Source organism: Paenibacillus terreus (assembly GCF_042138595.1).
GTDB classification, from domain to species: Bacteria; Bacillota; Bacilli; order Paenibacillales; family Paenibacillaceae; genus Paenibacillus; species Paenibacillus terreus.
Window position 1 is genome coordinate 237666 of the sequence record NZ_JBHIRX010000003.1, and the last position, 24001, is coordinate 261666.

The 24001-nt window shown below is 54.0% G+C and carries 25 protein-coding genes and 1 riboswitch; of the genes, 1 reads left to right on the plus strand and 24 read right to left on the minus strand.

From position 1 onward, the window contains the following. Positions 1–38 precede the first annotated feature (38 nt). The 19 genes from ACE5KN_RS08000 to ACE5KN_RS08090 all read right to left on the minus strand — a co-directional run bounded on the left by ACE5KN_RS08000 (position 39) and on the right by ACE5KN_RS08090 (position 17909). Positions 39–689: a precorrin-8X methylmutase gene (locus ACE5KN_RS08000; RefSeq protein WP_375525823.1), complete on the minus strand. Its 651-nt coding sequence runs from the start codon at positions 687–689 to the stop codon at positions 39–41. Between the two features lie 64 nt (positions 690–753). Then, positions 754–1569, minus strand: coding sequence for a precorrin-6A reductase (gene cobK, locus ACE5KN_RS08005; RefSeq protein WP_375525822.1), 816 nt, complete (start codon positions 1567–1569; stop codon positions 754–756). Beyond that, complete coding sequence (locus ACE5KN_RS08010) at positions 1566–2585, minus strand: sirohydrochlorin chelatase (RefSeq protein WP_375525821.1); 1020 nt, start codon at positions 2583–2585, stop codon at positions 1566–1568. The genes cobK and ACE5KN_RS08010 overlap by 4 nt, the downstream gene beginning before the upstream one ends. A gap of 428 nt (positions 2586–3013) precedes the next feature. Continuing rightward, on the minus strand, positions 3014–4729 hold the full coding sequence (gene cobJ / locus ACE5KN_RS08015; RefSeq protein ID WP_375525820.1) for a precorrin-3B C(17)-methyltransferase: 1716 nt from the start codon (positions 4727–4729) through the stop codon (positions 3014–3016). Continuing rightward, a complete protein-coding gene (locus tag ACE5KN_RS08020) occupies positions 4726–5580 on the minus strand; it encodes an energy-coupling factor ABC transporter ATP-binding protein (protein WP_375525819.1) in 855 nt (284 codons plus the stop codon). The genes cobJ and ACE5KN_RS08020 overlap by 4 nt, the downstream gene beginning before the upstream one ends. A 24-nt stretch (positions 5581–5604) precedes the next feature. Then, positions 5605–6387 (minus strand): cobalt ECF transporter T component CbiQ, encoded by a 783-nt coding sequence (cbiQ, locus tag ACE5KN_RS08025; RefSeq protein WP_375525818.1) that lies wholly within the window; start codon positions 6385–6387, stop codon positions 5605–5607. Further along, on the minus strand, positions 6371–6667 hold the full coding sequence (locus tag ACE5KN_RS08030) for an energy-coupling factor ABC transporter substrate-binding protein (protein WP_375525817.1): 297 nt from the start codon (positions 6665–6667) through the stop codon (positions 6371–6373). The genes cbiQ and ACE5KN_RS08030 overlap by 17 nt, the downstream gene beginning before the upstream one ends. After that, positions 6664–7434, minus strand: a complete 771-nt coding sequence (locus ACE5KN_RS08035) for an energy-coupling factor ABC transporter permease (protein ID WP_375525816.1) — start codon at positions 7432–7434, stop codon at positions 6664–6666. The genes ACE5KN_RS08030 and ACE5KN_RS08035 overlap by 4 nt, the downstream gene beginning before the upstream one ends. A 271-nt stretch (positions 7435–7705) precedes the next feature. Then, positions 7706–7895, minus strand: a riboswitch (cobalamin riboswitch). A gap of 365 nt (positions 7896–8260) precedes the next feature. After that, on the minus strand, positions 8261–8815 hold the full coding sequence (locus tag ACE5KN_RS08040) for an LOG family protein (RefSeq protein ID WP_375525843.1): 555 nt from the start codon (positions 8813–8815) through the stop codon (positions 8261–8263). Between the two features lie 223 nt (positions 8816–9038). Beyond that, positions 9039–9902 (minus strand): uroporphyrinogen-III synthase, encoded by an 864-nt coding sequence (locus tag ACE5KN_RS08045; protein WP_375525815.1) that lies wholly within the window; start codon positions 9900–9902, stop codon positions 9039–9041. Between the two features lie 96 nt (positions 9903–9998). After that, positions 9999–11099: a GerAB/ArcD/ProY family transporter gene (locus ACE5KN_RS08050; protein WP_375525814.1), complete on the minus strand. Its 1101-nt coding sequence runs from the start codon at positions 11097–11099 to the stop codon at positions 9999–10001. A gap of 43 nt (positions 11100–11142) precedes the next feature. Further along, positions 11143–11364 carry a hypothetical protein gene (locus ACE5KN_RS08055; protein ID WP_375525813.1) on the minus strand — a complete coding sequence of 74 codons (222 nt, stop codon included), beginning with the start codon at positions 11362–11364 and terminating at the stop codon, positions 11143–11145. Then, positions 11357–12541, minus strand: a complete 1185-nt coding sequence (locus tag ACE5KN_RS08060) for a Ger(x)C family spore germination protein (RefSeq protein WP_375525812.1) — start codon at positions 12539–12541, stop codon at positions 11357–11359. The genes ACE5KN_RS08055 and ACE5KN_RS08060 overlap by 8 nt, the downstream gene beginning before the upstream one ends. A 3-nt stretch (positions 12542–12544) precedes the next feature. After that, positions 12545–14143, minus strand: a complete 1599-nt coding sequence (locus tag ACE5KN_RS08065) for a spore germination protein (RefSeq protein ID WP_375525811.1) — start codon at positions 14141–14143, stop codon at positions 12545–12547. Positions 14144–14327: 184 nt separating this feature from the next. Then, on the minus strand, positions 14328–14738 hold the full coding sequence (locus ACE5KN_RS08070) for a DoxX family protein (RefSeq protein ID WP_375525810.1): 411 nt from the start codon (positions 14736–14738) through the stop codon (positions 14328–14330). Between the two features lie 92 nt (positions 14739–14830). Further along, positions 14831–15691, minus strand: coding sequence for a M56 family metallopeptidase (locus ACE5KN_RS08075; RefSeq protein ID WP_375525809.1), 861 nt, complete (start codon positions 15689–15691; stop codon positions 14831–14833). A 3-nt stretch (positions 15692–15694) separates the two neighbouring features. After that, positions 15695–16108, minus strand: a complete 414-nt coding sequence (locus ACE5KN_RS08080; protein WP_375525808.1) for a BlaI/MecI/CopY family transcriptional regulator — start codon at positions 16106–16108, stop codon at positions 15695–15697. A 629-nt stretch (positions 16109–16737) separates the two neighbouring features. Then, entirely contained in the window at positions 16738–17538 is an 801-nt protein-coding gene (locus ACE5KN_RS08085; protein ID WP_375525807.1) for a winged helix-turn-helix domain-containing protein, read from the minus strand. Continuing rightward, positions 17514–17909 carry a Fur family transcriptional regulator gene (locus ACE5KN_RS08090; protein WP_375525806.1) on the minus strand — a complete coding sequence of 132 codons (396 nt, stop codon included), beginning with the start codon at positions 17907–17909 and terminating at the stop codon, positions 17514–17516. The genes ACE5KN_RS08085 and ACE5KN_RS08090 overlap by 25 nt, the downstream gene beginning before the upstream one ends. A 181-nt stretch (positions 17910–18090) precedes the next feature. Between ACE5KN_RS08090 and ACE5KN_RS08095 the strand changes: the two genes are divergently transcribed. Then, positions 18091–18408 (plus strand): YczF family membrane protein, encoded by a 318-nt coding sequence (locus ACE5KN_RS08095; RefSeq protein ID WP_375525805.1) that lies wholly within the window; start codon positions 18091–18093, stop codon positions 18406–18408. On the opposite strand, the gene ACE5KN_RS08100 is transcribed toward ACE5KN_RS08095, so the two are convergent. From ACE5KN_RS08100 to ACE5KN_RS08120, 5 genes are all read right to left on the minus strand, one after another. Continuing rightward, positions 18304–19434, minus strand: coding sequence for a GerAB/ArcD/ProY family transporter (locus ACE5KN_RS08100; protein WP_375525804.1), 1131 nt, complete (start codon positions 19432–19434; stop codon positions 18304–18306). The two genes, ACE5KN_RS08095 and ACE5KN_RS08100, sit on opposite strands and share 105 nt — an antisense overlap. Continuing rightward, positions 19431–20528 (minus strand): GerAB/ArcD/ProY family transporter, encoded by a 1098-nt coding sequence (locus ACE5KN_RS08105; RefSeq protein ID WP_375525803.1) that lies wholly within the window; start codon positions 20526–20528, stop codon positions 19431–19433. Before ACE5KN_RS08105 ends, ACE5KN_RS08100 begins: the two co-directional genes overlap by 4 nt. Before the next feature lie 19 nt (positions 20529–20547). Then, positions 20548–21768: a Ger(x)C family spore germination protein gene (locus ACE5KN_RS08110; protein WP_375525802.1), complete on the minus strand. Its 1221-nt coding sequence runs from the start codon at positions 21766–21768 to the stop codon at positions 20548–20550. Between the two features lie 26 nt (positions 21769–21794). Continuing rightward, positions 21795–23381, minus strand: coding sequence for a spore germination protein (locus ACE5KN_RS08115; protein ID WP_375525801.1), 1587 nt, complete (start codon positions 23379–23381; stop codon positions 21795–21797). Between the two features lie 142 nt (positions 23382–23523). Further along, complete coding sequence (locus tag ACE5KN_RS08120) at positions 23524–23967, minus strand: RrF2 family transcriptional regulator (protein WP_375525800.1); 444 nt, start codon at positions 23965–23967, stop codon at positions 23524–23526. Positions 23968–24001 lie beyond the last annotated feature (34 nt).

Genomic DNA, 24001 nt, shown 5'->3' on the forward strand with positions numbered 1-24001 from the left:
GCTCTAGCTGTAGTTCAGGCAGGCTGTTCTTTCTTGAGCTACTCCTCCCGTGCCGCCATCAGCGACAGCGCATTGACGGCGGCCACGACGATGGTGCTGCCGCCCTTGCGCCCGATATTCGTAATGAACGGAATATCCAGCTTACGCAGCTCGTCCTTCGATTCGGCGGCCGACACGAAGCCGACAGGCATGCCGATAATGAGGCCAGGCTTCGCCTCTCCGCTCTTCACAAGCCGGATCAGCTCCAGTAATGCGGTCGGCGCGTTTCCAATGGCATAGATGCCACCCTCCGCCTGCCGGATTGCCTTGCGCATGGAGATGATCGCCCGCGTCGTATTTAACCGCTTCGCTTCTTCCATGACGTCCGGGTCGGAAATATATACGTTCACATCCATGCCAAACCGCTTCAGGCGGTCCTTGCTGACACCCGCTTGAATCATCTGCACATCGGCCACAAGCGGCTGTCCGGCACGAATGGCCTTGATGCCCGCTTCGATCGCATCCGGGTGAAACACCATGCTGCGGCCAAGCTCGAAATCGGCGGAAGCGTGAATGACCCGCTGCACAACAGGATACTGTCTGTCCGTGAACGGATGCTCTCCAAGCTCCTCCGTAATCATTTCAAAGCTTTTACCTTCGATTTCCTGCGGCTGCACTGTGAGCGGTTTAAAATCGGTTTTAAAATCCATCGCCTTTCACTCCCTGTTATCACATGATTTCCATCTGCCGTGCTGGTTTGGACCTTGCCGGTTTTTAACCGCTGACCGAAAGGGAGGCAGCTTCTCCGCCCGTGCCCCCGGATAGATCCGGAATACGTCCAAGCTCCTCCAGTATGCCTTCAAACTGGTCGTGCACCGTACCGAAATCGACCTCGGGCCGTGAGATCAGCACGACACGAATGCCCGCTTCCAGAGCGGCCTGTACCTTTTCGTCAACCGCACCGGTGCGCCCGCTTTCTTTGGTCACCATAACGGTAGTTCCGAAATGCTTGTACAGCGCCTCGTTTAATTCTCTGGAAAAAGGCCCCTGCATGGCGATGATGTTCTTCTGCTCCATGCCAAGCCGGCTGCATTTCTCCATATTGTCCATACGCGGCAGCATGCGCGCCACCAGCCGGATGTCAGGATTGCCTAGCAGCCTTTCCGTGAAAATCTCCAGCGTTTTGCTGCCGGTCGTGAGCATGACGGAGCCTTTCAAGGAAAGGGCGGTGTCAGCCGCCTCTTCATAGGAAGCAACAACATGCAGCAGCGGATGGTCGTCGTAGACAAGTCCCGCACGCTCGAATCGGATGTAGGGGAGCCCGCATTCCCTTGCGGCCTCCATGGCATTCGCATGCGCCTCCTCGGCAAAAGGGTGGCTGGCGTCAACGATCGCCCGCACTCCCATTTCCTTGATCAGTGCTGTCATATCGGCAGCCGTCAAACGTCCGATTCGAACCTCCAGCCCGGCTGTGCGCAGGCTGGCTGCCGCGCTCTCCGTCACGACTGAGGTAAGCACACGGTAGCCCCTGCTCTGGATTTGCAGCGCCAGCTCCCTCGCATCACTTGTTCCACACAGCATGAAGATCATAAGCCGTTCACCTTTTTACCCGTGTCGATATGTGTGGGCCCATGATCGTGATGGTCGTGGTGATGATCGTGTGCATGGTCGTGATCGTGGTGATGATGATCATGCCCATGGTCGTGGTCATGGTGATGATCGTGATGGTGATCGTGCCCATGGTCGTGATCATGGTGGTGGTGGTGATGCTCCTGTGCCGCCAATCGATACTGGCAGTTGTCACAGTTGGCAAACACCCGCCCGTGCAATCCTTCCTGCACGCGCTCCAGCACCAGCTCCACCAGCCGCGGATGGAAGCCGAAATATCCACCGATTTCCACTTGCACCTCCGGATGGGCCTCGGCAAATTCCAGGGTCATATCGTTGATTTTTTTGATCAGCACGCCTGTAAAAAGAAAATAAGGAAGCACGATAATTTTTTTGGCTCCTAAACGCAGACAGCGTTCAAGCCCCTCAGGATAGGACGGCTGCGTAACACCGATAAAGGAGCTCTCCACCCAGGTGTAGGGCAGCTTTTCCCACAGCATACGGGTCATCTTGAAAAAGTCGCTGTTCGCATCCGGATCGCTGCTGCCACGACCCAGTACAAGCACCGCCGTATCCTGATCCGTCGCTTCGGCTGTAATGGCCGGCCCCCGGCCCATTCCCGCCGCCGCAGCTACGGGCTGCGCTTCAGCCAGTCTGCTCTGCAAAATTTCTATGATTTTCTCGTGCACCCCGATAGGACGTCCGTATACAAACTCGATTTCGGGGTATTTGGCCTTCGCCCGGTCAATAGCCATCGGAATGTCGATCTTGGCATGACCTGCCGCAAATAATATAATCGGCACGATCACAACCCGGCTTGCGCCACGTGCAGCGCAGGCTGCAACGCCCTCGGCAATCGTCGGTCCTGTCAGCTCCAGAAAGCAGGTCTCCACCAGTGTATCCGGAGATTTGGACGCCACCGTTTTCGCAAACTCCAGCAGCTCCTGGTTCCCCTCCGGGTCCCGGCTTCCATGCCCGACCAGCAGTATTGCATTCATTACACTCTCTCCCTTCGTATGGCTTGAACTTAGTAACAAGCGCTATCCATGGACCCAAATCAAATGGCTGGGATTCATCTATGCTTTCATGGCTCAATCTAAAAATTGATGTTTGACTAACGAGTAAGCCTCGAATGATCAATCGATCCGGAACATTTTCCAGGCTAACAGTTGCCATCGAGCTTAATCGGGCGAAAAAGCGGAGGTTCCATTTTTAACGGTTGTAGGTGTGCTTATTTGGGCAAAACCGTCCCTTTATCGCCGAAAAACGGGAAATAGGCTCGCTGGTAACCGTTACATCTTGTAGCCTCTCATTTCGGCCCAAATAGCGTCGCTCACAACCGTTAGATTTTTCACGCGCTCTTTACACTGTTGCACCTGTCCCTCTGCCAAGCACTGAATTCGGTTTAAGCAACTTTTTATGGTTATTAATCACCGCAAACCGGATTGACCTCTACGGTCACAGGAGCATCCTCGTGGCGGAATCCCCCCACAACGCCCACCCGCTTGAAAAACTTGTGGAAGCGCTCGTTCGGATGCCCTTTCTCCTTGAATTCCGCCACAATGCCCTCTACGATATCCGCAATTCGATCGGCGGGAAGTCCCTCCGCGACAGGCTGTGCCGGATGCGCGTTGCGTCCAAACTTTTTGCCGCCAAGGAACAGGTCGTAGCCGCCCTTGCGGTATACGACGCCGATGTCCTCAAGCACGGCACCGTAGCAGGCCATCGCACAGCCGTTTACCGCGATGCTTGTTTCCTTTGGTGCGGGCAAGCCGCCAATAACAGCCTGCAGCCGCTCGGCCACCGGCACGGCATCGTCCTTCTCCAGGTTGCAGAAGTCGCAGGCCTTCACCTTGATCACATCGCCGACCGGCATAATGATCAGCTTCGCCTCGCGCAGGCGGGCGACCAGCTTGTCGGGGTCGGCGCACGGGACGCGCAGGATAATCTGGTGATCTGTCGTATACTCCAGTTCACCCTCATCACCTGCGGCCTCGGCGAGCAGCGCCATCTGACGGGCGCTGAATTTCTTGTTGCCTACCCCCGGGGCAACACCGATCTCGAACAGCGCCGGCTTGAGCGCTGTTCCTGCCGCTGGCACCGGCGGCGCCTGGCCGCCCCAGCGGACGGCTGCTGCCTCCGGCAGCCGCCCGCCGGCGGCCAAGCGGCCGAGCGCCTCCGCGGCCAGCTCGGCCGGGCCGGGTGCAGCCGCCGCTGTCCCGCGCGGCTGCTCCGGCCTCTCCAGCACGGCTGTGCCCTGCCGTGCTGCCACAGGGGCGGCGGCCGATCCACCGCCGCCATGCTCTGCCGAGCCGAGCGACCACGGCTCGGCTTCCGGCCGCAGCCGCTCGTGCGGCTTGAGCGGCTGCTCCGCCGCGCCCAGCGTGTACTTGCGCTGGTAGCCGCGCGGCGTGACGATCAGACCGTCGTAGACCATCGTCGACGAGTTGCCGATGATGACGGTCGTCAGCATGCCAATGTCATGATTCAGCATGTCTTCCAGCGTGGTGACGATCACCTGCTGGCGTTCCCGGTAGGCGCTTTTTACAAGCCCGACAGGAGTCTTGGGGTCGCGGTGGCGGAGAAGGACTGTCTGGGTCTCCACAATTTGCCGGGTGCGGCGGCCGCTGCGCGGATTGTACAACGCAATCACGAAATCCGCGGACGCGGCTGCTTCAACGCGCCGGATGATCGTCTCCCACGGAGTCAGATGATCGCTGAGGCTAATCGTGCACGCATCATGCATAACAGGCGCCCCCAGCAGCGAAGCGCAGGATTGGATGGCGGATATGCCCGGGACGACCTCAACCTCGACCCCGTCGCTGCGCCGCCAGCCTTTCTCCATCAATACCTCGTAGATCAATCCCGCCATGCCGTATACGCCCGCATCCCCGCTGGAGATTACCGCCACCTTGCGGCCGGCCTCTGCCTGCCGCACTGCCTCCTGAGCGCGGCTCACTTCCTCCGTCATCCCCGTGCGGACGATCTCCTGCCCGTTCAGCAGCGGGCGGATCAGATCCACATAGGTGTTGTACCCGATGATGACTTCGCTCTCGGCGAGCGCGTCCAGCGCGCGCTTCGTAATATGCTCCATGTCCCCCGGTCCGAAGCCGATCACCAGCAGCTTGCCAAGCTTATTCATATGACTCCTCCTCCATTCACGAGATGACTCGCCAGATATGTCTTGAACTGTTCCTTATTGCGCGGAACGGCCCGGCCTTCCCGCAGACCGGCAGGCAGGCTCTCCCACAGATCGACAATCAGGGGAATTTCCAGCCCAAGCTGTTCCATAAGCTCCTTGTTGACAAAAACCTGATCCGGCGGACCCTCCATCCGGCAGGTTCCCCGGTCTAGCACCACAATCCAGTCCGCCCAGCTATAAGCCGTGTTCATATCATGGGTGGCCATGACGACCGTCACCCCCGCACGATGGATCTCGCCGATGCTATGCAGCAGGAGCTTCTCCGAAGCAGGGTCCAGATAGGAAGCAGGCTCATCAAGCAGAATGACCTCAGGCCGGGTGGCGAACACGCCTGCAAGCGCCGTTCGCTTCTTCTGTCCCAGGCTCAGGTGATGGATGGGCCGGTCGGCCAGCTCCTGCAAGCCGAGCCGTTCTAGCGCAGACTCCGTACACTGCCGGATCGTCTCTTCATCCATGCCGGCGCTGCGTAGGCCAAAGGCCACATCCTCGCGAGGCGTGTTCAGAATGAGCTGCTGCTCCGGGTCCTGCAGCACCAGTCCGACAGCGCGGCGCAGCTCCTGCAGTCCCTTTCGTCCGTAATCCAGAGCTTTGCCGCCGCACAGCACCCTTCCGCCCTGCGGCTTGAGTATGCCGACCGCGTGCAGGAACAGCGTGGATTTCCCTGCCCCGTTATGCCCGAGCACCGCCGTTTTCATCCCACGCGGAATCCGCAGCGTCATGCCGGCCAGTGCAGCACCTTTGGCATCCGGATAGGTGTATGTTACATCCTTCCATTCCAGTACCAGCTCCACCGTGTCCACCTTCCTGTCATTAATTCAGTTCAACAGGCGAAAGTACAGCTCGGCACCGGCCAGAAGCGCCGCGCCGATCCATCCTTCCGCTCTGTAGCGGGCCGGCATCGGCAGCGAGGCATCCGGCCCCATACGGATCGTTCCTTCATAACCTCGCACAGTGTATCCGACAGCAGCTCCGCGGTACCTCTCCATCGTCTTGGCAAACAATCTGCATGTCAGGGAGGCGGTATCCGAAACAGCGGCCCGGAACCCCCTGCCCCCGCCGCGCAGCCTGCGCGCCAGCATCATGCCGGAGGCCGTATCCCCCAGCAGGAACAGAAATCTGTACATAATCATCATCAATTCAACAACTACGGCTGGAAGCCGCAGCTTTTCCATCACCTTCAGCAGTCCCGCAAAGGGAGTGGTAAGAATCAGAAACATAAAACAGGACAGGCAGGCTCCTACCCGCAGCAGAAGCTGCTCTGCCCGCACTGCCGCTTCGGGCGTGATCAGAAGCACATGGTTTCCCCAACCTGCCAGCACCGTTCCCTGTGCCGGTACCGGCGCAATCTCAATCAGCAGCGCCGGCAAACTCAGCATATAGAAGAGGAGCGAGGCTGCCGTTAAGGACGCATAAGGCTTCCACGGAATCCCGCCGTACCTTACCGTCCATAAGACGAGCCAAATCCATACAGCCAGCTGGACAGGGGGATGGCCGATATAGGCCATCCCAAACATCACCCCGGCAAAACAACTCTTCCACAACGGCGAGCAGCCGCTGAACGCTCCGCTGTAAGACAGGGAATCAATCCTTCTGAGCATCCGTCCGGCGGGCATCCTTTCTTCCCTTGAACAGGCCGATGATATAGCCGATCAACCCCGCACCCAGCGCAGCCTGCAGGGCAAACAGCATGCTTTCCGTTTCCGGCGGCGGCTCCATCAGCGGCTGAAACCACGGGGTGTAGTGGGGGTTGATCTGGGTAATCGCCTCCTCGGCGGCGCCGTCCGCGCCGCCGAAATCGCCATTCACCAGCAGCAGCGGGAGGGCAGCGAGCAGAATGACGACCAGGAGGACAAGGCCGGTTATCGTTTTTGTCTTCATGACGGCTCGGCCTCCTTCATGCCGCGCCGGAGCACGGACAGTTCATTCGGGCTGTATGCTTTAAGCCATTTCCACAGCAAAACCGTCAGCAATCCCTCGCTGACCGCGAGCGGAACCTGTGTCACGGCAAATATGCCGCCGAATTTCAAGAAAGATGCCCAAATCCCGCCATGTACGGAAGGAAAGGCAAGGGAAAGCTGTACGGAGGTCACCAGATAAGTCGTCATATCGGCTATAGCCGCAGCGGTGAAAACAGCCACCCACTCCTTGCGGGCTGTTTTCATAAGCAGCCTGTATGCTGCATAACCGGCAAACGGGCCGGCCACGGCCATGGAGAATGCATTCGCTCCGAGCGTCGTAATTCCGCCATGCGCCAGAAGCACTGCCTGGAACAGCAGCACAATGGAGCCAATCACGCTCATCGGCAGGGGGCCCAGCATCACTGCGCCCAGTCCCGTTCCGGTCGGATGGGAGCTGCTGCCCGTCACGGAAGGCAGCTTCAGGGCAGACAGCACAAATGTAAACGCCCCCGCCAACCCAAGCATCAGCTTCAGCTCAGGAGCCTCTCTCGTCAGCCGGGTTACACTGCAAACACCGAGCGCAAAAAAGGGAAGGAATAAAATCCACCAGAAAAGTGCCCAACCGATCGGTAAAAAGCCCTCCATGATATGCATCGCATAGGCCTCCTGCGGACTCGCCGCCAGAAAATACAGCGTGAATGCGGCGGTCAGCAGCGCCAGCCCGATGCCTTTACTCCGTTTTAACAACAACTCCACCCCTTTCGTGTTTACAAGCTCAAAAAAGCCCCATCCGCTAAGGATGGGGCTGTATGTACGTAATTCAGTCAAAGTTAGCCAGGCAGCCCTAAATAAAGCTACATTGCGCATAGCTTGCCCGTATCCCGGTCAACAGGGAGATGTAAGGGTTTGTGTTTAACACCCTTCTCTTCATCCCCGGGTGAAAAGCATTCCGGAATATCGGGAGCCCGCGCAGGCTCGTCCACTGATTTTCGTACACCACTCCTTTCCGCGAAGGATTACGGTGCATACAGGCAAGGTAGGTCTCCTGGCTTCGGATCATCAGCCTTCTTCGTCTTCCCCGGGTCTGGTTCGAGTGACATGTTGAAGAAGAGCCTCCCCAATACAGTGGCGGGACCGCTCGGGATTTGCACCCGATTCCCTGTTACCCTTTGCCCCTCGGCAAAGGCACCCTGCCTGGTCGCTTATTCCATTGTGAATCCATCATAACCCTGCCTTTGCGGAAAGCGCAAGCATGAAAAACGGAGCTGCGGCTCATCGTTTCGATTGCATCAGACCGTTTCCGCGTCCCCGGACTATTAAAGTGCGTGTTCAAAAAGTCAGGTTTTCAGCACCGAAGCCTGTGCTTTCGAAGTGCGTTTTTTCAAAACGCTTAAGTTGGATGAAGCTAGGGACTGAGGAGCGGAGCGTACTTAGGGTACGTGAGCACCTGAAATGTTTCCGCAGGAAACATGCTTCGCAAGCATCTGCTTAGGCCCGGCTGAATTCAAGATTCGATGTCGAGCCCGCTTCCTGATTTCCTTCGTGATCAAAAGATGACTTTTTGAACTACCTCTTAAAGGGACAGCCCGTCAGAGGAACACATTCTCTTGACCAGTTCCTCGGCATCCTCCTCAAGCAAGATCAGATCCAGATGCGTCCGGCCCGCAAATCCCTCCTGCACACTGTGCCGGATTAATTCCATCAGCGGGTTGTAGTAGCCGTTTACATTTAAAAGCCCGACAGGCTTGCTGTGCAGGCCGATCTGAGCCCAACACAGCACCTCGAACAATTCCTCAAAGGTGCCGATCCCTCCCGGAAGCGCAATGAAGCCGTCAGCCAACCGATGCATCGTCGCCTTGCGCTCATGCATGTCCCTGACTTCAATAAACTCCGTCAGCCCCTCATGCACGATTTCCCGCCGGAACAATGCCGTAGGCATGATGCCCGTTACCTGTCCCCTGCTGGCAAGCGCAGCATTGGCGGCTGTGCCCATCAGTCCGAAGCTGGACCCTCCATAGATCAGACGCAGTCCACGGCGGGCGATATGCTCTCCGAGCCGGGCCGCCTGCTCCCTGTATTCCGGAGCCTTCCCGTCGTTGGAGCCTGCAAACACACAAATCGACTTCACCATTCAGCACCTCTTTCTGTATATTCAGGGCAATTTGTTGTCTGAAATCAACCTGTCTCGTTGTATCATACTAAGAACTTGCGGTTATTGAAAAGAAGAATGACGCAGGATCTTAAAGAGGTTGAAGCAGCCGCTTAAATGGAAGAGACCCTGGCAAGCAAGACAAAAAAAGGCAAGCCGGGTTTTTGATGTATCCGGGTTGCCTTTTCGGGAGGTCCTCCAGTTATTGTTCTTTGTCTGCCGCCGCAGTCCTGTCCAGTCCGTATCCGTTCGCCATTCCCCCGGATTCGAAGTATCGCCCCAGCTCCACCATCATGCTGCCCATACGCTCTTCGGCCGGCACGACAATGCGTTCTATCCCTTCCTCCAGCATCGCCTGCGCCGTCACTTTTCCGACGGAAACGGCAATAATGTCACTCTGGAATGCAGCCAGCACGTCTTCCATGACGCCGCAGCTGCGTGCATATTCGGCCAGAAAACGGATTTGCGGACCGCTGGTAAACGCCACGGCATCTACCCTCCGCTGGATAATATCATTGACCAGATCTTCCAGATCCTCCGTTTTCGGCGGCACATGCTTGTAAGGCAGCAGCTGCCGGACATCGGCCCCCTGCTCCTGTAGCCAGTCGACCAGACGTGGGGCGGGATCGCCGTGCAGCTGAAGAATCACCTTCTGGTCATTCAGGTTATAGGGTGCAAAGGAACGGATCAGCCCTGCCGTGCTGCCGTCATCGTCGCGGACCACCGGCGTTAATCCGCGTTTCTTGAGCGCGTTCACGGTTTTATAGCCGCGCGCCGCAATATGCGATGATGCCAGCAGCTCGTGCAGCCGCTCGGCAACCCCCATTTCTTCAGCCATTTGATACAGGGCCTCCAGCCCCATGCCTGTCGTCAGCAGGGTCCAGTCCGGCGGGGAGCTAAGCCACGCCTCTATGCCGGCACGGAGCTCGGCATCGTCCAGGAGCACAGTCCCCTGTGCCGGGCGCAGCAGCGCCGTCCCCCCCATTTTCTCCACCAAAATCTTCATTTCCTCTGATTTACGTGGCCCCGCCAGCGCCACGGTCTTGCCTGCCATGCGCAATGCCATAAAGCTCCTCCCTTGCTGCTCGGTACGTTTTGGTACAAGTATACAGTCCGGCGCAAAAAAGGCAACTGTAAATTGCACATGGGAGTTGATGCTTGACTATGATTGTCCCGGCTGTGGCTGCGCATCTCCTTCCGCCCTGCCTTCTTTCTTCGGATGCAGCATAAAGAGAAGCACTACCGGCAGCAGCACATAGAAGAACAATACGAATACTGCCCATTCTTTGCTAAAAGAAAAAACTTGCGGCAAATTCTCAAAAAACCAGAAGGTGCACACGAAGCCCAGAATTCCTACGGGCAGAACTGTAAGCTCACCCTTCACGGAGGGCAGAAGACGCCTTGAAGCGCTGCATAACACATACAGGTCAAAACCCACCTTGATGATGACCGTAGGCAGCGTCATTCCCGCAATCAGCAAATCGAACCTGTCCAGAAAATCCGTAATCTGCATCTGCCGGGCAATTTCATAGGACGGAAAGGACAGACGGGCAGTAATGGGCGGGCCGAGCACGGTCTGCTGCAATAGCAGCAGGATCATGAGCAGCAGCGTGCAGCCCAGAACTCCGCCAAGCGCACTGCGGATCTTGTAGTTTTTTCCGGGAAGCACATAGGGCAGCACCGCCAGATCCCCCATATAAGCCAACAAATTCCAGCTCCCGCGCATGAAATCACTGTAATGAATATGGAACACAGGAAGCAGCAACGAAAAGTCCATCGCTTTTCCCAGCACAATCGGCATCACAATGGCTGTAGCGATCAGGAACGGAATATAAATTTCAGCCATACCGACCAGCGTAACAATCCCGCCCCGAACCATAAAGATGATGGTCAGCAGCAGACAAAACGCGGTTGCGATAATCGGTGTCAAGGGTAACAGCGTAATCGCGACATAATCGGTCAGCAATCTCATATCTCTGGCCAGCACAACCAGATTAAATACGAAATACAGAATCACCAGCAGCCGTCCGAATATCGGGAAACGGGTAATCAGGGCTCCAAACAGGTCATGGCCGGAAAACCGTCTTTGAATCCTGCTCAATACCCAGACGGAAAATGCCAGCACTAAAGCGGCCGGGAGCGGAGTGAGAAAGGTATGCTGACCGGCGGCTTCAGCGGCCTGAGCAGGGGCATGCACCAGTGTGATGGTTAACCCCATCAAAATGCCAAGAAAAATGATCTGCCTTGTTGTAAAATTTTTCATTTATCCATCTCCTTCCCGGCCGAAAATCTCTATACTTATAAACCTAGGGCAGTGGGATCAGCGAATCAATCATCCTGGCCAGCAGTACCGAAGGATGTATTGTGGTTGTTCCCCTTGTTTCATAAAGCCAGATGGCAAAGCTGACCGCGTACAGGATGTAAGCAAACCAGCGATTCACAGCGGGAGAATTCTTCAGCTTTTTCCTGTCAAGCACATACATCAGCAGAATGACCAGCAGCAGCGGAATGACAAGCTTTTCAATCATGTAGTTGATCCTCTCTCAGCCCGAAGGGTTTTGTAATGGCTCCGGTACTTTCGATATGAATTCTTGGCCGTACCTCCACTTCAACTTCGGGGTACAGTTCGCTCCAATGGCCCTTTATTTGATCCCATACTCCGGGAAGCTTTGTTTTTATCACTCTCCCGAATCCCAAAACATCCGACTCGTAATCACGCTGTACGACCCTGATGCTTTCCTCGACACTTTGGCGGATCAAACCCTCGGCTTTATGTTCAAGCCAATCTATGTTTTTGGGAATTGCCATATTATAAGAGGACTGGTTTTCGCTCAACTCCCCCTTAACCAGCAATTCGACCGTCATCCGGATGTCATCCCCCCGGACAGCAGGTGTGATCTTAACATCCGTTTCGTTCAAGAGCAGCGTGAGCTTTCCTGCTCCTCCAGGCGGATTTATTACGTATTCCGTAGTCTTGGCCTGATCCAGGACAAGCAGCAGCCCCCTGGCAAGCCTCTGACTCACTGTACCGGATACCTTATCTCCCTTAAATACCGCCAGACCTTTGATTTTGATATTTCTTTTATTTTCCTTCCCGCCTTGCGGCATCGTGTCGACAAGCCCCACAACAGGTACAACGGGATCGACACCCTCACTCAGCATCGTATGGATAAGAAGCTTCAGATTACGCGGTTCCTTCATATAGGTATAAGCCAGCTCGCGGACCATCTCGGCAGGATACTGTTCAATCGGCGCCTGTGCCTCCAAAATGTCAGACCCGCGCCCCTCGGCAACCACGATAAGGGAAGAAAGCCTGTTCTCGGGGGTGCGGGCAAGCGCATCGGTCATTCGGGCAATTCCTTCCCTGGCCAGATCTGCTCCTATAATCAGCGTCCGCCGATGCGAATAGTTAAGCTTTCTTGACGTATTCTCCTGCTCCTTGTCATTGGATTCCCGCATCGTCGTTCCCGTCTTCGATTCCAGGTAATAGGACCTGTCCCCGCTGGTGCCTCCCCCTCCTCCGGAAGTGCCCGCGGTGCTGAGCTGGCTGGGCAAAGCAATCTGCACTGTTGTCCGGTACTCCTTTCCTTCCTTATCCACGGCCGTTCCCAGTACAAATGCGACATCATTCACTTCTTTCCGGTCCCAGCAGCCCCCGAGCAAGCATGAACAAATGAGCAGGAGCAGCGCCTTTCCCGCCTTCATGGACTACCACTCCCCCTTCTCCTGGGTGTCTTCTCCGTTCATGTTCCTTTTAAGCCGCTGACGGTCGTGTGAGACCCAAGCGGGCCGCCCAACCATATTCCACCATGGTGTGCGAACCAGGATGTCCTTTTGATTCTCGGAGCTGTACGGACTGTAGCCAGCCAGATACGGCATACCGAAGGAGGTTAATCTGGTTACATGTACAGTAATCAGGACCGTACCTATAATAATACCGAATAAACCGAGCACCCCCGCCAGAATCATAAGCGGAAAACGCAGCATCCGGACTGTAATCGCAAAATTAAAGCGCGGAATCGTAAAGGATGCGATACCAGTCAGCGACACGATAATCACGACAGGCGCCGATACAATGCCCGCCTGTACCGCTGCCTGTCCGATCACCAGCGCCCCGAGAATACTGACAGCCTGTCCGACGGTCTTCGGCAGCCGGATGCCGGCCTCGCGCAGCGCTTCAAAAGAAATTTCCATCATCATCGCCTCGACGAGTGCTGGAAAAGGAATGGATTCGCGGGCCGCGGCAATGCTCAGGATCAGGGTTGTTGGCAGCATGTCCTGATGAAAGGTTGTCACCGCAATATACATCGAAGGCAGGAACAGAGCTATCGCCAGGAAAAAGTAACGGATCCAGCGCACCATATTGCTGATAAAGAAGCGCTCATAATAGTCCTCGCTGGCCTGCATCATCTGCCACATTGTTACAGGGCCAATCAGCGCAAACGGAGTGCCGTCCACCATGATGGCAAAGCGACCCTCCAACAGCTGGGCGACAACCGTATCCGGACGTTCCGTATACTGCATTTGCGGAAAAGGCGAATAAGGGTGGTCTTCAATCAATTCTTCGATATAACCGGTCTCCAGCACAGCATCGATTTTGATGTCGTGCAGCTTTTTTTTCACATCTTCAATGAGCTGTTCATTCGCAATTCCCTCGATGTAGGTGAGCACCACGTTGGTCTTGGTCTGTTCTCCCATTTTAAGGCTGTAAAATTTATGCATTGGTGTTTTCAGCTTAAAGCGCAGCAATGCCGTGTTCACCCGCAGCGTCTCGGTAAAGCCCTCTCTGGGCCCGCGAATGACGGCTTCGGTTTCGGGCTCCTGCACGCCGCGTCTTGCCCCGCCTTTTACGCTGAACAGGTAGGCCCTTGTGGAATTCTCCAGAAACAATACAGCGTTGGCATCCAACACAGCTTCTGTAACCTGCTGAAACTGATCCGTTGACTTGACCTGGGAAAGAGAAATTCGCGTTTCGTCCACCGGCTCCAGATGCACCTGTGTTCCTTCATTCGTCTGAATCAGTGCCTGAATGAAGGGTTTGATCATATGCAGCTCCAATTCCTCGGTTTTAACCGTCCCCTCCAAATAGACCACCAACCCTTTGCGGCCAGGCGCCACGGTCAGCTTCCGGAATACGATGTCGGAGCAATCGCGCAAAATGTCCTTCATCGCCTTCTCATTGTCCTCCAGATTGGTGCTGAGAGGCTTATCGAGCCATGTCAATTCCGGCAGCTTTTGAGAAGCTTTCCGGCTCCGGTCTGCTTCAGGCGGCGTACTTCTCTTCCAGGGATATCTGATCTTTTTCATCTGCCCTCTTCCTCCAGAACTCCTTGCTTGGCCGAATGTGGTTCTGCAGGTTAGGATGTGTTTTGGCAGGTAAATTTATGTACATTCATGTTCTGAGGCCCTACTCATGAAAAAAAGGACCGAACCGGGCAAGTTTCTGCCTGGTCAGTCCTTTTTCATGAAGAGTGTGTAAGCTCGTCTGAAATTAAGCGGTTTGGGTGCGGCTGGACCCGGAACGTTTGCGGGCAATGGCTGCATCCACTGAATAAGCTCCCGCCCCTGTAAATACCTGCTGCAGGGCAGCGAACAAAACGATCAGATCAAATTCCATCGCCATATATCCTTGACCGAATTTTGCGGTCAGCAGCACACCGATCATGACAGCCGTCAATGCTGCGCCGGCAAAGCGCGCCCCCAGGCCAAGAATGAGCAGAATACCGCCAACAAGCTCAACCGTGGCTACGACCGGAGCGAGGAAGCCTGGAAGACCAAGACTCTGGAAGAACCCTGACGTCCCGCCAAGCCCCTGAAATTTCTGAGCACCATGGACAATAAAAATGATACCCGTCATCCATCTCAGCAGCAGCAGCCCTATGCTTGTCATTGTTTGATTCATCATTTATTCCTCCTTTTATTCACTACGATATGTAGTGTTGTAAACCAAAAAAATTTGTTTTCCTTATATATAATCTTCTATTCGCGCATGGACTATATAAGCGCAAGCGCGAATAGAAGGGACAGCAGGGACAATACATATAAAGAGATCATGACAGGCCGCCAAGGCAGCTTGGGCGCCAGTGTCTGCTGCGGGTCCAGAATGCGTGAGATCCGGTAATTAATCGAGGTCTCCGCAAAAGATGAGCACACGGCTGTCATCAGCGGTCTGGGAGTTCCCCGCGAAGGATTGCGCAGCAGCTTCAGCAGCGCGCTGCCGAGACCGGCAGGCGTCCCGGTGCGGTGAATGGCTTCATTATCCGCCAAAATTTCGCGGGCTGTCTTATAATGCTCCAGAATATGCCGCAGCACAGGTATATAAAACAACAGGGATGAGCATAGCTGCAGCAACCATGTTTTTAAAGGATCGTAATGCTGCATGTGGTAGGCTTCATGATAGACGACCGCCGCCTCTTCCTCCTGATCCAGCATCGCCAGCAGCGTGGAGGACAGTACAATCTTCGGGAAAAGCAGCCCCATTGTGAAGGCAGCGGGCTTGTCATAATCAATCACCCAAATGCGGTCACCCAGTTCGCCATATCTTTCGCCCAATTCCTCTGTCAGCTGCAGATTGCGCATGCTTTGCAGCCGCAGGAATGCTCTCCTTGTCGCTATACATTGACGTATGGCAAGCCACCCCGCCACCACGAAGGTTAACGCGACCAGCCATGTCAATCCGTCTACTACATAATCGATGCCAAAGGCATGCAGCAGCTGCCTGCAGATTTGAAAAACATTAAAGTTCAAATCCCACCCGAAGGCCATATGCCCGCCATACATCCCCATCTGCAGCAGGATAATTCCGGACAAACCCGCACCGGCCGTAAACAGCAGTTTGGATCGCGTTTTCCACATCGCTCACAATTCCTTTTTCCATTGTTTGATTTTTTGCTCAAGACGCTCAATCAGCTCCGGATCGGCTTCTTCCAAGGCATCAATCATATGGTTGACCGCAAGCGGCCCGAACTGCTCCACCAGCTCATGGCTGAGCTCCTTCGACTGCTCGTCCATAAATTTCTCCCGGCTTTGCACCGGGCGGTACAGCGAAGTGCGCCCACGCAGCTTCTTACTGAGCACCCCTTTGTCCACCAAACGGTTCATGACGGTCATCACCGTATTAAAGTTAATGTCCTTGTCATGCTCCAGCAGCGTCTGCACTTCCTTGATGCTCCGGTCAGGCGCATCCCATAAAATATCCATGATGCGGGATTCCAGAGGTCCGAAAAAACGGTTCAGTCCTCTCTCTCCGGTCTTAAAGTTCAGTCTTCTCATCCTGCACACCTCTCACACTACCCATTGTAGTGATGACTGATCTGGAAGTCAACTGCCAAAAGCTGTTGATCTGGCGCTCGCCTTTTTCAGGCTTCAATGGGTTGGGCGACAGGTCAACATCACGCTATCCGAACACCTTGCATCATTATCCCGTTTGATCAGGTCACAGAGAAACAGACAGCTCGGGGGAAGGATATTGGGTGAAGGTCAAGCCAAAAATCTCACCTGAACCATTCCTTTCTCCTTATCTTTTTTCCTTTATCCTTTACCCCTATCCTAGCCACCATCCCTATTCCCTGAACGAAAGGGATAATCATGCAATGCACCGTGCAGAGCGTAGGGACAACAAGGCACGCAACCCTAGCGACCTCCGCGACTCCTGATCGAAAGGGATAATAGTGCAAGGTACCAATCCCTTGCGACTCCTGATTTAAAAAAGGCGAGAATAGGCCCCCTATTCTCGCACTGGCGTTGCATTAACTTTTTCATCAAGACAACTTGTAGCCCTGACCCTTTCTGATTTCCGCAAAAGTTCAAGTTCTCGGGCCGAGCATGCGCCCGCCGGAAATCTAACGGTTGCAGCGCTGCTATTTTACGAAATAAGACCTTTTCTAAATTCTAACGGTACTTTAATCGGCCAATCTGTATCCTACGCCTCTTACCGTGGTGATGTAGCGGGGCGCCGCCGCATTGTCTCCCAGCTTCTTTCTGAGGCTTTTGACATGCACGTCTACCACATTGCTGCCCCCGATAAAATCCGTATCCCATATGTCATGCATCATCTGCTCGCGGGATATTACACGGCCCTGAGCTTCAATCAGCTTGAGCAGCAGATCGTACTCCGTCTTGGTCAGGCTGAGCAGCCGCTCTCCCTGATGGACCGTCATTTTGCCGCGGTCAATCCATATATCCTTAAAGACAGTGCGCTGCCCGGAAGCGGCAGGCTTCTTCTGTGCGGAACGCCCGCTAAGCATCCGCTCAATCCGCTGTACCGGACGGGCGGAAGCGGCAGGCCAGCTCATAAACTCTTCATGAGGCAGCAGCCGGCTGGCGGCTTCCATCAGAGCATCATTTATCAGGTATAAGCGCGGCTCTGTCCCCTTATCGAGAGACTCATGCCACCGCTTCAGCGCCAGCTCATCCTCAAAGATGGTGGCATCAAAAAGAATCAGATCCGGATTCAGCTGCTCCTGCAGCTCGGGGCTCCAGCGATGAAACGCCATGACATCATAGCAGGCATCCGTCAGCATCCGTACCCATGTCTGTACAACACCCGGAACTGCGCTGACCAGCGCAATCCGCCGTGTAGTTGTACAGAATAAAGGCTCATTCGCCGGCATCGGCGCCGTGGGAGCGAAACGCGCCCGCACTGTCCGCGGCAGCCGGACCCTTGCAACTGCTTGGCTTACCTGGTTCGTTTGCTTTGACATTCCGGACACACACCTCCGAATACGACGTGGGCATGAGCGATATCATACCCCGTTTCTGCCATAACTTCCTTCGTCCATTCCGACGGAACCCCGCTCATCACCTCATCCACCCGTCCGCACACCTGACAGATGACATGCTGATGATCATCCATGCGCCCGTCATAGCGGCTGGCCGCCTCTCCCAGCTTCAGTTCGCGGATCAGCTCTTTATCGGTCAGATAACGTAACGAGTTGTAGACTGTACCATACGCCAGATTGTAACCCCGCTCCATCAGTCTGTTCATGACGTCCGCCGCTGTAGGGTGATCATTGGATTCACGCACTACATCATACACAGCCTGCCGCTGTGAGGTTAAATTCAGAGATCTCATCCCGTGCATCTCCCTTTTATATCACAAATTCATTTTATTAAAATAGATATCAGATTAGAATGATTATCGTTTATTCTTAGATCTAGTATAAATCTTATTTTAGAGTCCGTCAATACAGGGATAAACATGCCTTTTTTAAATCAAACTGATAGCATCACAACATGAACGGAGGAAATACTGTATGAAAGAACTGGTTCTGTTTATCGTTTTCTTCATTCTGATGATCGGCACCAACGGCTTTCTGGATTGGCTGTACGGCGTAAAAGATCCCTGGCAGCCCATGCTCTCCACCATCGCTGTTATGAGGCCGTCTGAATATGTCGTCATTGCCGGAATGACAGTGGCTGTGTTCGTTGCGGCATTGCGTAAACAACTTGGCCGGATATTCAGCAAACTATTCAGATTGTGGGTCCGTTTTGTGGAAGTTCCGGATCCTGCCACCGCGCCCGTGGAAGAAGGCGCAGCACGCAAGCAGCAGGGGGATAACCACAACAAATAGAGGGTGTACAAATAATATGAGCTTGGCCCCGAATTCCAGATGCTGCATAAGCGAAGGGGCCAACAGAACCGACCACACCATGAGGATGCATCCCATGGGGAGAACGAGCTTACGAAATTCGATTCGAAAAATGCCGGATAGCCCGAGCAGAGCGGCGTAAAAAAGGATGGTCACTTTAATAAAAGCCACAATGATCATAGGCATCAATACGAAAATATCCATTCTGGTGAATAATTCGGAAAGCTGAATTTTCGCCATTGTAGCCACCAACGGAAAGACAGAACGTGTGGCTATATCGGGACCAAGTGAAGCTATGTTCAACGCCATTGCCTGAATAAGCAGAACTCCCCCTGTCAAGATAGCGGCTATGCCGACAGGAAATCCTTTCTCGGGAGTCTTCAAAAAAGGCATCAGCATCATGATACAGATCATTTCCCCATAAGGGTACATCAGTGTTTCACGAAGCACACTGTCAAGTATAGGCTGCCATCCATTACTGAGTATCGGCAGCAGGCGGTCAAATTCCAGGCTCCCTGAAATAAACAATAAAAAGTTCATTGTCAAAATAGTAACACTAAGAGCAAACCAGAAAATTAACGCGACCCGCGCGAGAACTTCGATACCCAGGCTTGCAACATATATCATACATAGAATCAGGAGGAGAGCAATGACGGTTTTCGGTGTAGATGTCAACATGTTGATATTGGTCAGTTCAACTCCGTCACGCAAATTCACAGCGGCAATATACAGAAAATACATGCTGTACAGAAATCCCACAACCGATCCAATTCCTTTGCCCAGAAGGTGTCGGGAGTACTCGATTAAAGTCATCCGCGGAAAAAGAGTGAATGGGTAATAGTACAGGAGGAACAGCAGCAAGCCGCCTGCCATCCCGATCAGGTCGGAAATCCATGCATCTCTTTCAGCCTCTGCACCGAGACTTACAAATTCTGATGTTCCCAATATAAAGTGCACCATCAGGGCAAACATTTGCCCGCTGCTGATCCGGGTTACATTCACTTTCATCCCGCCTTCCTCCCTGTTTTTTGTCTGATTGCAGCAATAATCAGCAGCAGCACCGGCAGCAGCACTGCAAACACCGGAAATACTGTCTTCACCATAAAGCTCCCTTCCCGCAAATGCTCCTCCCAGTTAGGGGCTACAAGTGCGGCTGACAACAGCAGTATCAGGCTGAATGGCACCATCAGCTTGCCATGCGGAATATGCAGCACTTCCTCAGCCGACTTGATCGCAGCGTAGAACAGGACGGCTATCCTGAAAAATACGCCTATGATAATGGACATCACCACCAGCACATCCACCCTGTTGATCAGCTCGGACAGTTCAACTTTTCCAATCGTATTCAACAGAGGAAAAGCGGCTCTCTGAAACACTTCCCTGCCGAGTGAGGATACGGTTAACAGGGAAGATAAGACAAGCAGCCCGCCTCCGACGAACAACGATGTGATGCCGACACCAGTCGCACTGTATTTTCGCTCTAACAGAGGGAGCAGCATCGTGAAGCTGACCATCTCTCCGAAGGGGAACATGAGAGCCGTGGTAAAGCCTGTTTCGGCAATCACTCTCCAGCCGTCCTCCGCTACAGGCAGAAGATTGCGCCAGTCCACAATTCCCGAAGCAAAAATAAGCACGATATTAGCGAATATAAGCAATATGGAGATTGCCCAATAAATCACAGCCGTATGTCCAACCACCTCGATCCCCAAATACAAAACATAGATCACAGCCAGTATCATCAGCAGTTGAACAATCAGTGTAGGGGTATACCGCAAGGCAATATTATCAATTAAAAAAGCGCCGACCCGCAGATCGCGGGTCGCTGCATACATAAAAAACACTACATATGCCATGCCAATCGCCTTACCGCCCAGCCTGCCCAGAAGAGTCTCGGAATACGCGGGAAGCGTCATGTCCGGGAAGCGTTTATGAAGATTGCTGTAACACAGAAATAACAGCATCCCCGCCGCCACGCCGATCAGCGTGGATATCCAGGCATCTCTTCCCGCTCTTGCAGCCGGGCTTACGACCAATGCGCTTCCCAACTGAAAAAGCACCATCAGGGAGCTCATGGCGGCAGCCCCCATTCGAACTTGCTTCACGCGTTCGCACCACCTTCCTTTAGTGTGTTAAATACGGACTCTTCCGGGTCTGAGTGTTCTTAATGACGGAAGTTACACGGATGCGTACCGTGCATTCGGGGAATTCCTTGCCCCACTTTCCGGACATTTTTTTCCACTGCTGCGGATATTTCCGTTCAAAAATCCTGCCGAAGCCCAGTACATCCGTCTTGGCCGCTTTGGCTGCACGAACGGCATGCATTACATAATCAGCTGTTTCCGCACTCCACTTCCTCTGCATCACTTCGATCACACGGCTTGAATTCAGGTTCAAAGGGAGATTGACTTCCCCCGCAGCGCCATTTTGCTTCACCTCGATGGTGAAAACAGGCTCGCCTTGCTCCATGGAAGCATGTATGCTGCTTTTTGAATTGATCGTTTCTACTGTGACGGATTCCGGCCTATCATCGTATGGCAGGTTTGTGACGCTGCTTTGAAGTTTGTTGTGGATAATGGACAAGCCGATCGCTTCCCTTCCATCCATCCATCCAACCAGCTTGTCTCCCTGAAAAATGGCGTTTCCTTGAATATACATGACCGCTTTGGGCTCGATGCTGTCCACGTTATCTTTTGTGGGAGCCTTCTTCATGTCGCCCGACACCCTTAGACCTGGAATGACAGGACCCTTTCCTTGGCCGGACAGATCCCGGATCACCTGATCGATCTCGGAGGTATACGTTTCGCCGTACATCCGCATCGACATTTGCTGCTTGCCGGTAATATCATTAGCCGGAATACGGCCGACCGAAGTCATGGTTGACAGCACATCCTTGGCAGTGCGCCCACGGGCAATGTACATTTCTATGGTCAGCCGGGTTTCGGCATCCCTTTCAAGGAAGTCGACCAGATGGCTGATCCCTTTCCGGGCCATTTCCTCACTGATGACAACCGCCCTGACATGAGATAAGGAGATTTGCCTGGGCACCTTCCGCGACGCTTTCCGGACGGCTTCAAAAAGGGTGTCCCCTTCCTCGCGGTAAAGCACGACCGGTGCAGCCCCTCTTGCCTTCTCCCCCGCGATCTCATCAGCCACGATCACTTGGAAGGAAACTTCATAGCGGTGAACGTCTCCTTTATCAATACCCATCGCCGCGATGATCGCGCGCTGATTCAGCTCCCGCGAGTCCCAGCAGCCGGTGAGGAACAGAACTATACCGCTGCAGAGAAACAAACCGGCCAGCCTCCGGCCTGAAACGGTATTTCCACCTGTTATATTGCCCATCCTTCAATTCCTCCTGCCTGTATCCGCTATGATTCCTGACCCTCGGCTGACGAGGAACCGCCCCGGGCACGGCGCATATTTTTACTACTGGTCATGTGCGGGCGTTTTTTCATTTTCCATGCGGGGAGACGGAATATCGTATCCTTCTGGCCGTTCAGGTCAAAAGGGCTGAACGGACTCATATAATTCACACCAAAAGACTTGAGGCTCGTCAAATGGGCAACCAGCGTAATCAGTCCCAAAGCAAGACCGTACAGCCCAAACAGAGCGGCAAGGACCATAAACCCGAAGCGGAACAGCCGGCCCGCATTTGCCATGTTATAAGAAGGGATAGCAAAGCTGGCAATGCCGGTGATCGCCACAACGATGGTCAGCAGAGGAGTCACGATCCCGGCCTGTACCGCCGCTTGCCCCAGGACCACCGCCCCCGCGATCGACACCGTCTGGCCCACTAAGCGGGGCATGCGAATACCCGCCTCCCTCATAATTTCAAAGGTGGATTCCAGCAGTACAGCTTCCAAAAATGCCGGAAAGGGCACCGTCTCCCGCTGGGCAAGAATGCTGATCAGGAGGGGAGTGGGAATCATTTCGTAATGAAAGGTTGTAAACGCAATATATAACGAGGGGCCGAGAACCAGGATAATAAAGCACACATAGCGCAGCAGCCGGAGTGCTGTAGCCAAATCATACCGCTCCGCGTAATCGGCGGCGCTTTGAAAGAAATGGGCAAATACTGCCGGCATCACCAGAACAAAAGGCGAACCGTCGACGATAAGGACAATCCTTCCCTCCAGCAGGTTACTTGCCACAGTATCCGGACGCTCCGAATTATAAATGGTTGGAAAAGGAGTCAGCCTGCGCTCCTGGACCAATTCCTCTACCGTGCCTGATTCAAAGATGGCGTCGATATTAATATCGTTCACCCGCCGTCTGACTTCATCGACCGTATTTTCATCCGCAATGGTTTTCATATACAGCAGGGCAACATTCGTTAAAGTGGTTTCACCAACCTGGAGCATTTCCAGTGCAAGGTCGGTGCTTTTAATCCGCCGCCGAATCAGGGCAACATTCGTGAACAGGGATTCGACAAAGGCGTCTTTGGGGCCTCTCACCACATTCTGCGTAGTAGGCTCGCTGACTGTCCTGCTCTCCCCCCCGCGTGTACTGCAGCCGATGATCCGGTCGCAGCCGTCAACGAAGATGAGCGTATCCCCGGACAGCACCGCGTTCATCAATTGTTTCCATTCCTGATACTCCTTGATTTCCCCCACTGTCAATGCCCGCTCCTGCAACAGACGGAATATGCCTTCAGCCGTTGTCTCCTTGGCGGTAGCTTCTCTTGACGAATCCCCCAGCAGCGAACGCATCACGAGGTTGTTGACGGCGTCGGTGTTGACCATACTGTCCAGATAAGCAACAGCTGTCTTCACGGGGTTTTCAATTCCGGTATACAATTTGCGGATAATAAAGTCAGGACTATTTCCGGTCAGCTTCTGAAAATGCTCCAGGTTCGCTTCCAGGTCGCAGGTAAGCTTTTCATCGACAGGTTTGGCAGAGGGTGGTACACCACTACCGGTTCGCCGTATCGGTTTTTTCGAACGAAAGCGTATCATGGCACTGTGTCCTCCACTTTGGATATACCTGGAGTATGTACAATTTATGCTCAATTATGCTTTTTTCAGGAGATAAAATGGAAAAAGCCGCGATCCCTGCAGCAGCAATGGATCACGGCTTTTTTTAATTCTCCTTCGGCGATCAGCCCTGTGTACAGCGGCTGGCAAGGGACGCCAGCGTATGAGCATCCCACAGCTCCAGCATCTGTTTCTCGGTCGCTTCAATAACTTCCGAGACGGCGACAGCAACGTCCGTACAAAATTCATTATGCTCCGGCTTGGGAAGAATCCCCGGACAGATGGGATCGCAAATCTCCACAGCCCGGTAAATATCGGCCAGGGTGACTTCATCCGGGGATTTGGCAAGCATGTAACCGCCCTCTCTTCCTTCTCTGGCGGTAACGATTTCCGCCTGCACAAGCCGCGTAAGAACCCGCCTCACAAGTGTCACCTCGCTTCCGATGGCACCTGCGATTTCCCCGCTTGAGCACAGCTGTCCGTCTTCTCTATTCAAATACAAGAGCGCCTGAACGGCTATGCCAAGCCATTTGGGCGTAGCCGTCCGCGCTTTTTTCTCCATGGTCACAATAATGGCACCCCTAAAATGTAAAATCCGTTGT

Coding starts and splice junctions, on each gene's coding strand:
- ACE5KN_RS08080 (WP_375525808.1), bottom strand. CDS start 16,108: ATGAGAAGACTGAACTTTAAGACCGGAGAGAGAGGACTGAACCGTTTT.
- ACE5KN_RS08045 (WP_375525815.1), bottom strand. CDS start 9,902: ATGGCATTGCGCATGGCAGGCAAGACCGTGGCGCTGGCGGGGCCACGT.
- ACE5KN_RS08075 (WP_375525809.1), bottom strand. CDS start 15,691: ATGTGGAAAACGCGATCCAAACTGCTGTTTACGGCCGGTGCGGGTTTG.
- cobK (WP_375525822.1), bottom strand. CDS start 1,569: ATGATCTTCATGCTGTGTGGAACAAGTGATGCGAGGGAGCTGGCGCTG.
- ACE5KN_RS08110 (WP_375525802.1), bottom strand. CDS start 21,768: ATGGGCAATATAACAGGTGGAAATACCGTTTCAGGCCGGAGGCTGGCC.
- ACE5KN_RS08095 (WP_375525805.1), top strand. CDS start 18,091: ATGAAAGAACTGGTTCTGTTTATCGTTTTCTTCATTCTGATGATCGGC.
- ACE5KN_RS08030 (WP_375525817.1), bottom strand. CDS start 6,667: ATGAAGACAAAAACGATAACCGGCCTTGTCCTCCTGGTCGTCATTCTG.
- ACE5KN_RS08060 (WP_375525812.1), bottom strand. CDS start 12,541: ATGAAGGCGGGAAAGGCGCTGCTCCTGCTCATTTGTTCATGCTTGCTC.
- ACE5KN_RS08085 (WP_375525807.1), bottom strand. CDS start 17,538: ATGTCAAAGCAAACGAACCAGGTAAGCCAAGCAGTTGCAAGGGTCCGG.
- ACE5KN_RS08090 (WP_375525806.1), bottom strand. CDS start 17,909: ATGAGATCTCTGAATTTAACCTCACAGCGGCAGGCTGTGTATGATGTA.
- ACE5KN_RS08115 (WP_375525801.1), bottom strand. CDS start 23,381: ATGATACGCTTTCGTTCGAAAAAACCGATACGGCGAACCGGTAGTGGT.
- ACE5KN_RS08065 (WP_375525811.1), bottom strand. CDS start 14,143: ATGAAAAAGATCAGATATCCCTGGAAGAGAAGTACGCCGCCTGAAGCA.
- ACE5KN_RS08100 (WP_375525804.1), bottom strand. CDS start 19,434: ATGAAAGTGAATGTAACCCGGATCAGCAGCGGGCAAATGTTTGCCCTG.
- cbiQ (WP_375525818.1), bottom strand. CDS start 6,387: ATGCTCAGAAGGATTGATTCCCTGTCTTACAGCGGAGCGTTCAGCGGC.
- ACE5KN_RS08055 (WP_375525813.1), bottom strand. CDS start 11,364: ATGATTGAAAAGCTTGTCATTCCGCTGCTGCTGGTCATTCTGCTGATG.
- ACE5KN_RS08050 (WP_375525814.1), bottom strand. CDS start 11,099: ATGAAAAATTTTACAACAAGGCAGATCATTTTTCTTGGCATTTTGATG.
- ACE5KN_RS08070 (WP_375525810.1), bottom strand. CDS start 14,738: ATGAATCAAACAATGACAAGCATAGGGCTGCTGCTGCTGAGATGGATG.
- ACE5KN_RS08000 (WP_375525823.1), bottom strand. CDS start 689: ATGGATTTTAAAACCGATTTTAAACCGCTCACAGTGCAGCCGCAGGAA.
- cobJ (WP_375525820.1), bottom strand. CDS start 4,729: ATGAATAAGCTTGGCAAGCTGCTGGTGATCGGCTTCGGACCGGGGGAC.
- ACE5KN_RS08010 (WP_375525821.1), bottom strand. CDS start 2,585: ATGAATGCAATACTGCTGGTCGGGCATGGAAGCCGGGACCCGGAGGGG.